10 protein-coding genes are annotated in these 12477 nt (G+C 70.6%); 5 read left to right on the top strand and 5 right to left on the bottom strand.

Annotated features, from left to right (window positions below):
* Nucleotides 1–296: 296 nt before the first annotated feature.
* The 5 genes from FKV25_RS02650 to rimO all read right to left on the bottom strand — a co-directional run bounded on the left by FKV25_RS02650 (nt 297) and on the right by rimO (nt 8977).
* A complete protein-coding gene (locus FKV25_RS02650) occupies nt 297–2756 on the bottom strand; it encodes a M10 family metallopeptidase domain-containing protein (RefSeq protein WP_141517249.1) in 2460 nt (819 codons plus the stop codon).
* Nucleotides 2756–3391 carry a hypothetical protein gene (locus tag FKV25_RS02645; protein ID WP_141517248.1) on the bottom strand — a complete coding sequence of 212 codons (636 nt, stop codon included), beginning with the start codon at nt 3389–3391 and terminating at the stop codon, nt 2756–2758. Before FKV25_RS02645 ends, FKV25_RS02650 begins: the two co-directional genes overlap by 1 nt.
* Nucleotides 3392–3575: 184 nt before the next feature.
* On the bottom strand, nt 3576–4235 hold the full coding sequence (locus tag FKV25_RS02640) for a response regulator (RefSeq protein ID WP_141517247.1): 660 nt from the start codon (nt 4233–4235) through the stop codon (nt 3576–3578).
* Complete coding sequence (locus FKV25_RS02635) at nt 4232–7480, bottom strand: two-component regulator propeller domain-containing protein (protein WP_141517246.1); 3249 nt, start codon at nt 7478–7480, stop codon at nt 4232–4234. The genes FKV25_RS02640 and FKV25_RS02635 overlap by 4 nt, the downstream gene beginning before the upstream one ends.
* A 126-nt stretch (nt 7481–7606) precedes the next feature.
* Nucleotides 7607–8977 carry a 30S ribosomal protein S12 methylthiotransferase RimO gene (rimO, locus tag FKV25_RS02630; protein ID WP_141517245.1) on the bottom strand — a complete coding sequence of 457 codons (1371 nt, stop codon included), beginning with the start codon at nt 8975–8977 and terminating at the stop codon, nt 7607–7609.
* 141 nt (nt 8978–9118) lie between these two features.
* On the opposite strand from rimO, the gene FKV25_RS02625 reads away from it, so the two are divergent.
* The 5 genes from FKV25_RS02625 to FKV25_RS02605 all read left to right on the top strand — a co-directional run.
* The gene (locus FKV25_RS02625; RefSeq protein ID WP_141517244.1) at nt 9119–9781 is read left to right on the top strand and encodes a dienelactone hydrolase family protein; all 663 of its coding nucleotides are present in this window, start codon (nt 9119–9121) and stop codon (nt 9779–9781) included.
* Nucleotides 9778–10194: an HIT domain-containing protein gene (locus tag FKV25_RS02620; RefSeq protein WP_141517243.1), complete on the top strand. Its 417-nt coding sequence runs from the start codon at nt 9778–9780 to the stop codon at nt 10192–10194. The genes FKV25_RS02625 and FKV25_RS02620 overlap by 4 nt, the downstream gene beginning before the upstream one ends.
* Nucleotides 10191–10892 carry a 5-oxoprolinase subunit PxpB gene (gene pxpB / locus FKV25_RS02615; protein WP_141517242.1) on the top strand — a complete coding sequence of 234 codons (702 nt, stop codon included), beginning with the start codon at nt 10191–10193 and terminating at the stop codon, nt 10890–10892. The genes FKV25_RS02620 and pxpB overlap by 4 nt, the downstream gene beginning before the upstream one ends.
* On the top strand, nt 10889–11896 hold the full coding sequence (locus FKV25_RS02610; protein WP_141517241.1) for a 5-oxoprolinase subunit C family protein: 1008 nt from the start codon (nt 10889–10891) through the stop codon (nt 11894–11896). The genes pxpB and FKV25_RS02610 overlap by 4 nt, the downstream gene beginning before the upstream one ends.
* A 34-nt stretch (nt 11897–11930) precedes the next feature.
* Nucleotides 11931–12477, top strand: a 547-nt coding sequence (locus FKV25_RS02605; RefSeq protein ID WP_141517240.1) for a 5-oxoprolinase subunit PxpA, incomplete at its 3' end; no start/stop codon positions are given.

Raw genomic sequence — 12477 nt, 5'->3', positions numbered from 1 at the left:
GGTGCGGCGAAGCCGGACCGGCGGCCGATGGAGCCGGCGGTTTTGGTTCCTTTTGACAAGACAAAAGGGACTCGCACGCGCAGCGGGCGAAAGCCATTGACTTTCGTTTGGGGGTTCCACCCGATCGTGCGCCGTGTCCAAGCGCGACGGTGGGTTTCGCCTTCGGCTCTACCCACCCTACGGCCCCACGCGCTGCAGGTCGGTGCCGGCGCGCGTCCCCTCGCCTGTCAGACGCATGAAAAAGGGCGGATCCGAAGATCCGCCCCTCGTGAAACGCACTTGTGGTGGGCGATGGCTCAGTCGAGGAACTCGCAACGACCGAACGTCGCACCGGCCTGGACCTTGGCTTGCAGGCCACCCGGGAAGCCGGTCAGCACCGATTGCCCGTCCTGGCAGACGTACACCTGGTCGGCCTCGATCAGCCAGGACATGGATGCACCGGCCAGGCCGCCGACGATCTCGCTGCCCGACGCGCTGATGCCGATCGGGTTGTCGTAGGGGATGTCCGAGGCCTCGACCACGCCCTGCTTGTGCAGGAAGTCGGTCATCGTGATCCAGCCCACGTGCTCGATCCAGATCGCGCCCACGAAGCCGGTGAAGAGCGAGCCGGCGCGGCCCAGGACGATGTCGCCCTTGTCGGTGGTGCTGGAGATCGACAGGAGCGGCGTGCCCAGGGCCTCGTTGACGACGTCTTCGCCATAGAGCGCGCAGAGGTCGCGGCCCAACTGGACCATCGGCACGTCGCGACAGTAGCGCAGGCCCCCGATGTTGGTGAATGCATCGGCGCCGGTGCCCTTCATGGCATTCCACAGCAGCACGCCCTGGGAGGTGGAAACCGGCACGCGGGTACCGTCGTAGTTCACCGCGTAGAGGTCACGCGCCCCGGTGATGTCGCCCAGGTTGATCATCTGCCCCTCGTCGATCCACGCCAGCGCATCCTGCGCGCCGGCGCTGCCGACGATGACGCGGCCATTGCCCGAGATGCCGGTCGCGCGCGCCCACTGCGGGAGCCTGTCGAACCAGGTGTGGAGCTCGCGCATGCCGCCTTGCGCATCCCACACCACCGGGACGATCTCGTTCTGGTAGGACTGGTTGCAGATGCCGTTGCCGTTGCGGTCGATGTAGGCGGTACCGGCCATGGTGCGGGCGGCGTCGTCCAGCGACCAGCCCGTCGCGGCGCTGACGCCACCGGTGCTGCTGCCGCCGCAGGTGTTGCCGTTGATGTCGCCCAGGGCCTGGTAACGCCCCGTCGCCATGGACACGATCACCGGTTCCTTGATGCCGTTGCCGTTGACGTCGGCGCTGCCCAGCATCCTCCCGCCGGTGCGGTCGAGCGCGCCATTGCTGGCGTCCACGCCTTCGGGCAGCAGCTGGAAGCCCTTGATGCGGTCCCAGACGAAGCCGACTTCGCCGACCACGCCCGAGGCACGCTTGCCGCTCTTGGACAGCTCGAGCAGGTGCGCCTGGACGATCGGCGTGAACTGCACGCCCTTCGCGTAACCGTTGAAGGTGATGTCGGCCGCCTTGGTGACACCGGCCTCGGCGAGGATCGGGGTCGCGTCGCAGCCCGCATCGGTCGCCGGGTCGCTGCTTTCGGCCACGTTCCAGTACTCGCCCTGCGAGACCAGGGCCCGGGGCGTGGTCGGATAGCCACCGGAGCTGATCGGCTCGATGTAGACCACGTAGCGCTGCCCCGGTGTCAGGTTGCGGATGGTGAACCGGCCGTCCGGGCCCAGCACGCCCTGGGTCTGGTCGCCCGTCATCGCCGAGACCGCATCGAAGAGCGGGTCGTCGACGTTGCGGGCGACCACGTTGATGCCGCTGTACTCGGTGGCACCGTCCTTCAGGCGCAGCACGCCGGAGATCGAGCCGGTGGTGCTGGCATAGGTCGCGCTGGGATACAGGTTGGAGATGCCGGCGATGTCGTCGGGCATGTCGACGGTCGACTGCGCCACGCCGCCACCGGCACGCGAGTCGATGAAGGGAAACATCGTCTCCAGGCTGGTGACGTCGATCGGGTTCGCTTCCGCGTTCGAGGCCGGGTAATCGTAGCGGTGGTACGGCGCGACGCAGCCCTTCACGCCCGGGTACTTCGGCGCATAGGTGTAGCTCTGGTAGGCCATCGGACCGTTGACCTGCGAATGCGAGAGGTTCAACGCGTGGCCGAACTCATGGCTGAACACGCCGGCGTAGGCGTTGCCCTGCGGGTCGTCGACGTGCACGCCCCAGCCGTTCATGACCGCGGTGGCCTCGATGATGTGGCCGTTGCCGTCCGACCATTCCGGGAATGCGATGCCGAGCACGGAGTCTCGGCTGACGCCGAAATAGTCCTGCAGGATGCTGCCGTCGGTGTCGTACAGCACCCAGAAGCCGCGGCCGTTCTCGACGCTGTAGATCGCGTCGGCATTGGCGCCGGTGATGTCGGCGATGCCGATCTGCGATTCGATGGTGCCGGCGATCTCGGCCTCGAACGTCGAGGTCGGCACCTGGCTCCACTGCTGGAACGCGAACGCGGTGATCTCGTTGGCGCGCTCGATGGTGATGAAGGGCGTGACCCCGTCGAAATCGAAGGTGAAGGCTTCGCCGCCATCGGTATAGACCGGGATCGGGCCGTTGCTCGTGTCCCAGGCGAGCGGCTTGAGTTCCCCGGTGTCGTCGGACAGGTACAGCGGGCCGGCGGCCTGGGCGGCGCCGGCAGCGAGCGCCAGGCCCAGGGACAGGAAGAGGCGCGAGTTGCGGGTGCGGGAATTCTTCATCACTTCATCTCCCCCTTCTCGATCCACTGCTGCTCGACGATGCGGTCGATCAGGTTGAGGAACACCGCGGTGTCGACCGGGCTGCCGTTGAGCAGCGCGTTCTCGTCGGGCGACAGCAGGCCGGCGCTGACCTGCACGCCGTCGAACAAGCCGTCGTTGCCGAAGTCGTTGGCGAGGCGGTCGTTGACCTGGGCCAGCTTGCCCTGGGCCAGGCCGACCGTGGTCTGCAGGCCGGTACGCGAGGCGGGCCGGTTGAGGAACGCCACCACGTACTCGCCCTCGTGCCAGGTCGGGAAGCCTTCCGGCGCGCGCGCCAGCAGCTGGTGGCCGTTGGGGAAGGTGCGCGGCTCGAGCAGGCCGAACTGGCGGAAGGTGTACTCCTTGCCAGCCTCGATCGCACCCTTGGGCGAACGGCCGACCGAGAGGGTGACCTCGGTGTAGGGCACGCCTTGCGCGTCGATGCCATCGCTGACGGACTTGACCGTTCCGGACACGATGCTTTCGGCGCCGGCGATCAGTTCGGTGAGGTTCTGCTTGCGCAGCTTGGTGGCCTGCGCGGTGGTGGCCAGCAGGCCAAGGGACAGCGCCAGCAGGGCCAGGGCGGCCGCTCGACGCAGGACGAACGAGGATCTCATTTGGGTTCTCCCCCGGAGATGGATGGTGGTGGATGCCGCCCCCTGTAACGACACCCCAACCCTAGCCCCGCGCCGCGTGTCGCCAGAATCGGGACCACCCCCAGGAGCGCCTAGGGCATTCCCCTAGCCGCATGCACCAGTCCACGCTCCATCGGTGACGGCGATCACTGTCCGCGCGGCGGCATCAACGCGAATCGACCGAGACCAGGCCCACCCGGATCGCAAAGCGCACCAGCCCGGGCACGTCATGGATGTCGAGGCGATCCATGATCTGGCTGCGATGGCTTTCCACGGTCTTGACGCTGAGCCCCAGCCGGTTGGCGATGTCGCGGGTGCCGTGGCCTTCGGCGACCAGTTGCAGGATCTCGCGCTGGCGCGGCGTGAGCACGTCGAGCTGCGCGCCCTCGGGCGGGCCCTCGCCCGTGCGCAGGAACCCGTGCAGCACGGTCTGCGAGATCGCCGGGCTCAGGTAGGGTCGACCGGCGCGGATGGAGTCGAGCGCCACGCGCAGCTCATCGACCGCCGAATCCTTGATCAGGTACCCGGCGACCCCGGCGCGCAGCGCCTGCGACACGTATTCGGCCCCGGCGTGCATCGACAGCACCAGCACGCGGGTGTGCGGACTCGCCCGGGGCACGCGCGCGGCCACTTCCAGGCCGTTGAGGCCCGGCAGGGTGATGTCGAGCAGCAGCACGTCGGGCTGGTGGCGGTCGGTGAGCGCCAGGGCCTCGTGGCCGTCTCCGCACTCTGCTAGCACGGTGACGTCGCCGAAGGACTCCAGCAGGCTCCTCAGCCCGGCCCGGACCAGTTGGTGGTCGTCGGCCATCACGATGCGCGTGTTCATGTGCTTGTGTCCTCCAGGCCCGTCGGGCCGGCGTTCGCCAACGGAACAGTCGCGCGTATCAAGGTACCGCGACCCGGCCTGGAGGTGAGCGCGAAGTGGCCGCCCAGGTCCTTGACGCGCTCGCCCATGCCGAAGAGCCCGAAACCGCGCGAGCGCCCTTCAAGCGCGCCGTCGGCGTCGAAGCCGCGCCCGTCGTCGGCCACCTCGATCGCGATCGCCTCGCCATCCTGCGCGAGCGCGACCCGAATCCGGCCCGCATCGGCATGCCGCAGCGCGTTGGTCAGGGCTTCCTGCACCACGCGGAACACGGCGATCGCGCGTTCGGCATCCAGGGCCGGAAGGGCCGTGGCGATGTCACGCTCGATCGCCACGCCGCTGCGCTGCGCGACTGCGTCGAGATAGCCCTCGAGCGCGGCCACCAGGCCGAGTTCGTCGAGCAAAGGCGGCCGCAGGTCGAGCGACAGCGCGCGTACCTGCACGATCAGGCGCTCGATGACGCGCAGGGTGTCGTCGATGCGCGCTTCGGCGGCGTCCCCGCCGGGGCTGGCCAGGGCCAGGCGCAGGTTGATCTTGGCGGCGGTCAGGGCCTGGCCGAACTCGTCGTGAAGCTCGCGCGCGATGTGCTTGCGTTCCTCTTCCTTGGCGGCCTCCAGCTGCATGGTCAGGCGGCGCAGGCGCGCGAACGCCGATTCAAGGCGCTCCTGGCTGTCGCGCGAGGCCTGCAGCGCGGCGTCCTTCTGCCGCTCCAGCGCCTGCAGCTCGGCATTGCGCGCCTGCAACGCACGCACGCGCCAGATTGCCGTCAGCAGCACCAGGCCGAAAGCGAGCAGGATCGCGCCGGCCTGCAGCCAGGCATTGCGCCACCAGGGTGGGACGATGTCGATCTCCAACGGCGCCGACGACGTCCACCCGGTGCCGGCGTGGCGACCCCGGATGCCTACCCGGTAGCGGCCCGGCGACAGCGAATGCAAGGTCAGCTGGTTGCGGTTGCCCAGCGACGTCCACGGTTCGCCGTCGTCGAGGCGGTATTCGTATTCGGCCTCCCCGCCATCGAAGGAGAGCACCGAGAAGCCCAGCGAGAACGGTTGCCGCCAGGGGACCTGCAAGGTCTCCAATGCCCAGGGCGGCGCTGGCAGCGGCGTGGTGCGCTCCAGGCCCTCGACCGAGGTGAACACGGTGGGCGGCGGCGGACCGGGACGCTGCCAGCGGCCGGGATCGATCGACACCACGCCGCGCGTGCCACCCAGGTACAGGCGCCCACCCAGCCAGTCGGCCGCCTTGGCGTTGAACACCGCGGTCGGCAGGCCGTCGGCAACGGTGTAGTTGTCGAAGTGGCCGTCGGGGTCGAGGCGCGACAGGCCCACCCGGGTGGTGATCCACAATGCGCCGTCGGGTGCATGCGCGAGCGCCATGACGTTGTCGTCGACCAGGCCGTCGGCACGGGTCCATACCCGTGCACCGACGATGCCGCGGTCGGCGTCGAGTTCGACGCGATTGAGACCGCCTCCGCCGGTCCCGATCCAGACCCCGCCATCGGGGGCTTCGAGCAGGTCGGCGACGTGGTGGTGGCTGGGCACGCCGGCACCCTCGCCGGGCGGCAACTGCTCGCAATCCAGGTCCTCGTCCCGGACCGTGCACAGGTTGAGCCCGCCCGATCGCGTGCCGACCCACAGCCGGCCCCGGCGATCCTCCATCAGCGCGGACACGAAGTCGTCCGACAGCGCGCGCGGGTTGCCCGGCTCGGGCCGGTAGATCAGGAAGTCCTCGGCATCCGGGCGGAAGCGGTACAGGCCCGAGCCCCCGCTACCGACCCACAGGCGTCCGGCGCTGTCCTCGAGCATCGCGTAGACATAGCCCGGGTTGGCCTCGCCCGGCGAACCGGGAGGCGCGGTGAATGCCGTCATCCCGCCGTCGGGCAGGCGACGGTAGAGCCCGGCCGAAGTACCGACCCACAGGCTGCCGTCGCGTGAGCGCGCCAGCGCGACCACGCCATCGAGCCGACGCCCGTCGGTCTCGGGCGCGTCGAACCACTCCACCCGGCCGGTCGCCCCGTCGAGCCGCTGCACGCCGCCGCCGAAACTGCCGAACAGCATGTCGTCGCCGTCGGCCAGCACCGCGTAGACATCCTCGCCGCGCAGGCCCGCGGCCTCGCCGGCCCCCGCGCGATAGCCTTGGATGTCGAGCACCGGCGCCGGGCGGCGCAACAGGCCGGCGCCGAAGGTGCCCACGAGCAGGCCGCCCTGGCGATCGACCAGGGCCGCGCCCTGGTCGACGTGCTGGGCACCGGCCCCGGTCCGGCCCAGGTCGATCGCTTCGATGCGCATGGTGGCCGGATCGAGCCGATAAAGCCCCGCACCGAACGTCCCCACCCATATCGCCCCGGAAGGATCCGGCGCCAGCGTGGTCACGTTCACCAGTTCGTCGCCGGTCTCGGCGGGCAGGAGCGTGGCCTCTCGCAGCCGGCCGTCGACGGGCATCACCTGATAGAGGCCGTCGCGCGCACCGACCCACACCACGCCATCGGCGTCCTGCATGAGCCCGAAGATGTCGCCGGGCGGTTCGGCCCCCGGATCCCGCATCCGCACCGCCTCGAAGCCGCCGTCCGCGGTCTCGCGAAACAGTCCCTGGCCCAGGGTGCCCACCCACAGGCGACCGTCGGCGCCACGCAACAGGGTCATGATGAACTCGCCGCCCTTGTCGCCCAGCGGCCGGGGCTCGGCGCGGCCGGTGGCCGGATCGAGCAGGTCCAGGCCAGCCTGGGTACCGACCCACAGGCGCCCGCCCCCGGCCTCGGCCAGGGCGAAGACGCCGTCATGGCTGAGGCCGCCGGGCGCGCCTTGGTGCTTGAAATGACGGAAGGTCCAGCTGGAGCGGTCCAGCAGGTTCAGGCCGCCGGAGATCGTGTTGACCCACAACCGCCCCTCGCCGTCCTCGAGCATGCCGCGGATGGCATTGCTCGAAAGCGAAGCGGGGTCGCCGGCGTCATGCTGGAACTTGCGGAAGCGCTGGCCGTCGTACTGGAACAGGCCCTCGCGCGTGCCGATCCACAGGAAGCCGACGCGGTCCTGCATCAACTCGGTGATGACCTCGGCCTGGAACGGCCGCTGCTCGCCGAGCAGTACGAACCCGCTGCCGGCACGCGCTTCCGGCGCGTCGCTGGCGACGGGCGCATCCTGCGCCCACGCGGCCGGGCCCGCCACGGACGCGAGGCCGAGGCACAGGCAGGCAGTGGCGGCGCGGCGCATCCATGACGCCCGGTCCGGGGTACGAGGCATCCGGGCTGTGTACCACGAACCGGCAGCCGGGGTGCGGTTGGCGCCCCGGTTCCGTGACAGGCGGCGCGCCCGTGGCGCGTCGCCCACGGTGCGGCGTCAGTCCTCGAACGCGACCTCGCCGTACAGGTCGTGCTCGTCGCTGCCCATGATGGCGACATCGACGAACTCGCCCGGGCGCAGACCGGCTTCGAAGCCGTTCTGGATCTGTACCAGGCCGTCGATTTCCGGCGCATCGGCCATCGAGCGGGCGATCGCGAGCTCGCCGTCGAGCGCGTCGACCAGGCAACGCTGGGTGGTGCCGACCTTGGCTTCGAGCTTCGCGGTGGAGATGTCGGCCTGCAGTTCCATGAAGCGTGCCAGGCGCTCCTGCTTGACCTCCTCCGGCACCGGATCGGGCAGGTCGTTGGCCTTCGCACCCTCCACCGGCGAGTACGCGAACGCACCCACGCGGTCGAGCTGCGCCTCTTCCAGGAAGTCGAGCAGCGACTCGAACTCGGCATCGGTCTCGCCGGGAAAGCCGACGATGAAGGTGCTGCGGATGGTGATCTCCGGGCAGGTGTCGCGCCAGCGCTGGATCCGCTCCAGGGTCTTGTCGACCGCGCCCGGGCGCTTCATCAGCCTGAGGATGCGCGGGCTGGCGTGCTGGAACGGGATGTCCAGGTACGGCAACAGCCTGCCTTCGGCCATCAGCGGGATGACGTCGTCGACATGCGGGTACGGGTACACGTAATGCAGGCGCGTCCAGAGCCCCAGCTCGGACAGCCCTTCGCACAAGGCCTTCATGCGGGTCTGGTAGGCCTTGCCACGCCATTCGCGCTCGGCGTACCTGAGGTCCACGCCGTAGGCGGAGGTGTCCTGCGAGATCACCAGCAGTTCCTTCACCCCGCCCATGGCGAGCTTCTCGGCCTCGCGCAGCACCTGGTCGACCGGCCGGCTCACCAGGTCGCCGCGCATGGAGGGGATGATGCAAAAGCTGCAACGGTGGTTGCAGCCCTCGGAGATCTTCAGGTACGCATAGTGCTTGGGCGTGAGTTTGACGCCGATGTCGCTGCCCGTATCGACCGCACGTCGCGGCACCAGGTCGACGAAGGGATCGTGGCGGGGCGGCAACGCGTGGTGCACCGCGCCCATGACGCTGGCGTAGTCCTGCGGCCCGCTGATGGACAGCACGCCGGGGTGCGCTTCGCGGATCACGTCCTCGCGCTTGCCCAGGCAGCCGGTGACGATCACCTTGCCGTTCTCGGCCATGGCCTCGCCGATTGCATCGAGCGACTCCGCGACCGCCGAATCGATGAAGCCGCAGGTATTGACCACGACCACGTCGGCATCGTCGTAACTGGGCACGAGGTCATAGCCCTCGACCTTGAGCTGGGTGAGGATGCGTTCGGAATCGACCAGGGCCTTCGGACAGCCGAGGCTGACGAAGCCGACCTTGGGATTGGCGGACTTGCTGTTTTGCAGGGACATGGAGGGGCCGGGTTCGATCGCGTGCGCCGGAACGGGCGGCACGCCGGGACACGAATTATAGCGCTGGCGCTACCATGGACCGGCCACTGCCCTGCTCCCGGCTGAACATCCGGCCACGTCCCCACCCGATGGAGGTGCCCCATGGGCCACTGGACCGACCTCGACACCCCGCATGGCCCCATCCGCGCCTGGCGCGAGGATCCCGCCGGCGCGCCCCGCGGCGGCATCGTCGTCCTGCAGGAGATCTTCGGCGTCAACGGCCACGTCCGCGACGTCACCCGCCGCTTCGCCGGGGCCGGCTACAGCGCCCTGGCCCCGGCCCTGTTCGACCCGGTCGAACGCGACGTCGAGCTTGACTACGACGAGGCCGGCATCGCCCGCGGACGCGCGCTCGTCGCCCAGCTGGGGACCGAACGCGCGGTGGACGGCGCGCGGGCCGCCGCCGACGCGCTGCAGGCGGAGGGCCTGCGCACGGGCGCGGTCGGCTTCTGCTGGGGCGGCACGATCGCCTACCTGGCCAACACCCGCCTGGGGCTGCCGGCGGTGAGCTACTACGGCACCCGCACCACGGGCTTCCTGGACGAGGCCCTGCGCGCGCCGATGATGTTCCACTTCGGCGAGCACGATGCCAGCCTCCCGCCCGAAGCGGTCCAACGCCACCGCGACGCGCATCCGGGCGCGACGCTGCACGTCTACGATGCCGGCCACGGTTTCAATTGCGACCGCCGGGCCGACCATGTGCCCGCCGCCGCGGCCGAGGCCTGGCCGCGCACGCTCGCCTTCTTCGAGGACGCCCTGCGATGAACGCCTCCCGCTGGCACCTGCATCCGACCCTCGCCGAGGACACCCATCCGGTCGTCCAGTTCGGCCTGAGCGAACTGCGCCTGATGGACGACGCCCACCACCCCTGGCTGATCCTCGTGCCGCGCGTCGACGGCGCGCGCGAACTGACCGACCTCAGGCCCTCCGAGCGCGCAACGCTGACCCGCGAGATCGACGTCGCCAGCCGCGCGCTGCTGGCATTGTTCAAACCCGACAAGCTGAACGTGGCGGCGCTGGGCAACGTGGTCGAGCAGTTGCACGTGCACGTGATCGCGCGCTTCCACGGCGACATCGCCTGGCCGCGCCCGGTCTGGGGCACGGCGAGTGCCCGCCCCTACACGCCCGAAGCGCTGGTCGCGCGGATCAACGCCCTGCGCGACGCGCTCGACGCGTGAGCCCGACGCCCCACGTCCGCATCGAGGCCCTGGCCGACGACGCCTGGCTGCTGACGCTCGGCGACGCCATCGATGCGGTGTCGATGGCCCGGGTCCATGCGCGCGTCGACGACCTGCGCGCGACCGCGCCGGCGGGCATCCTCGACCTGGTGCCGGCCTATGCCAGCATCGGCGTCTTCTTCGACCCCCGCCGCCTCGGCGCCGGCGAGGTCCATGCATGGCTGCAGTCCCGGCTTGCCAGCGACGCGGCACGGCGACGCGAAAGCGGTGGCGCGTGCATCGAAGTGCCCGTCGCCTACGGTGGCGAATTCGGCCCCGATCTCGAGGACGCCGCGCGCGAGCTGGGCATGGACGCGGAGACCCTGGCATCGCGCCACGCCGCCGCCGAGTACACGGTCGCGATGATCGGCTTCGCGCCCGGGTTCCCCTACCTCGCCGGCCTTGACCCGGCCCTGGCCCTGCCGCGCCTGGCGACCCCGCGCACGCGCATCCCCGCCGGCTCGGTCGCCATCGGCGGCGCGCAGACCGGCATCTATCCGCGCGAAAGCCCCGGCGGCTGGCGCCTGCTCGGTCGCACGCCGCTGGCCCTGTTCGACCCGGGTCGCGCGTCACCCGCCCTGCTGCAACCCGGCGACCGCGTCCGTTTCCGTCCGGTCGACGCCGACGCGTTCGCTCGCCTGGGCGAGGTGACGAAGTGAGCGCGCGAGGTGTCGCCACCGTCGAGGTCCTCGCCGCGGGCCCGCTGACGACGGTCCAGGACCGGGGCCGCACCGGCTGGCGCCATGTCGGCGTGGCCTGCGCGGGCGCACTGGATGTCGACGCCGCGGCGCTGGCCAACCGGCTGGTCGGCAATCCGCCAGGCAGCGCGGTGCTCGAGTTCACCCTGTCGGGTCCACGCCTGCGCTTCGCCCGACCGACCCGCGTGGCCGTGTGCGGCGCCCTGGTCGACGCCGTCTTCATCGAGGCCGGCGGCCGCCGGTCCGCCGTCGGCCACGGCCGCCCCGTGGAACTGCCACCGGGCGAGCTGCGCATCGGCCGGCTGCGCCTGGGGGTGCGCGGCTGGCTTGCCATCGCCGGCGGCATCGACGTGCCCGAATGCCTGGGCAGCCGCAGCACCGACCTGCGCGGCGGCTTCGGCGGGCTCGATGGCCGCCGCCTGGAAACCGGCGACCGCCTGCCCCTCGGCGCGGTCCAGGTGGACCGCGTGCGCCGGCCCCGGGCGCCCGCCTGGTGGGTGGAGTTCGACGATCCCCTGCCCGCCGAACCCTGCATCCGCTACGTGCCCGATGCGCGCCCAGGCGGGCCTTCGCTGGATGGCAGCGGCTGGCAACTCGACCCGCGCAGCAACCGGCAGGGCCTGCGCCTGAAAGGCGACGCGCTCGCCGGCCCCGGCGTGGAAGCCGTCTCCGCGGCGGTGGCGCCGGGCACGATCCAGTTGCCGCCGGATGGCCAGCCGATCGTACTGATGGCCGATGCCCAGGTGACCGGGGGCTACCCACGACTGGGGCATGTCGCCGCCGTCGACATGCCGCGGCTGGCCCAGGTCGCGCCGGGCCAATGGCTGCAATGGCGCGCGATCGACGCAGCCGAATCGCAACGGCTGTGGATGCTGCGGCGCGCCCAATGGCGTCGGCTGTCGCACCTGCTGGACGAACGCCTTCCCCCGTACGCGGTCCGGGCGACGGAATTTGATCTACCCTGAGCGCGGCAACCACCATCGATTGCAGGGTCCCGGCATGCGCCGCATCGACTTCAATTGCGACCTCGGCGAAGGCTGTGGCGACGACGCCGCGATCGTGCCGCTGGTCAGCTCCGCCAGCATCGCCTGCGGCGGCCATGCCGGCGACGACGACAGCATGCGCCGCACGCTGCGCCTGTGCCGCGAGCACGGGGTCGCCGTCGGTGCTCATCCGGGCTTCGTCGACCGCGAACATTTCGGTCGCCGCGAGCTGCCGGTGACGCCGGGCCACGCCACCTTGCTGGTGACCGCGCAACTGCGCCGCATCGCCCGCATCGCGGACGGGGAAGGCATGGCGCTGGCCCACGTGAAACCGCATGGCGCGCTGTACAACATCGCCGCCCGCGACGCCGGCATCGCCGACGCGATCGCCTCGGCCGTGTTCGAATTCGACCCCTCGCTGGTGCTCTACGGGCTCTCGGGCTCGGCGCTCACGCGCGCCGGCGTGGAGAACGGCCTGCGGGTCGCGCACGAAGTCTTCGCCGAGCGCGGCTACGGCGCCGACGGTCGGCTGCTGCCGCGCGGCACGCCGGGCGCGGTACTCG

The sequence above is a fragment of the Marilutibacter aestuarii genome (genome assembly GCF_006546775.1).
GTDB lineage: Bacteria > Pseudomonadota > Gammaproteobacteria > Xanthomonadales > Xanthomonadaceae > Marilutibacter > Marilutibacter aestuarii.
Note: the sequence above shows the minus strand (reverse complement) of the source record. Positions and strands in the feature narration are given on the sequence as shown.

Bases quoted from the DNA above. Each gene is read 5' to 3' on its own strand.
- FKV25_RS02645 (WP_141517248.1), bottom strand. From the start codon at position 3,391: ATGAGATCCTCGTTCGTCCTGCGTCGAGCGGCCGCCCTGGCCCTGCTG.
- FKV25_RS02620 (WP_141517243.1), top strand. From the start codon at position 9,778: ATGAACGCCTCCCGCTGGCACCTGCATCCGACCCTCGCCGAGGACACC.
- FKV25_RS02635 (WP_141517246.1), bottom strand. From the start codon at position 7,480: ATGCGCCGCGCCGCCACTGCCTGCCTGTGCCTCGGCCTCGCGTCCGTG.
- FKV25_RS02640 (WP_141517247.1), bottom strand. From the start codon at position 4,235: ATGAACACGCGCATCGTGATGGCCGACGACCACCAACTGGTCCGGGCC.
- FKV25_RS02650 (WP_141517249.1), bottom strand. From the start codon at position 2,756: ATGAAGAATTCCCGCACCCGCAACTCGCGCCTCTTCCTGTCCCTGGGC.
- FKV25_RS02625 (WP_141517244.1), top strand. From the start codon at position 9,119: ATGGGCCACTGGACCGACCTCGACACCCCGCATGGCCCCATCCGCGCC.
- rimO (WP_141517245.1), bottom strand. From the start codon at position 8,977: ATGTCCCTGCAAAACAGCAAGTCCGCCAATCCCAAGGTCGGCTTCGTC.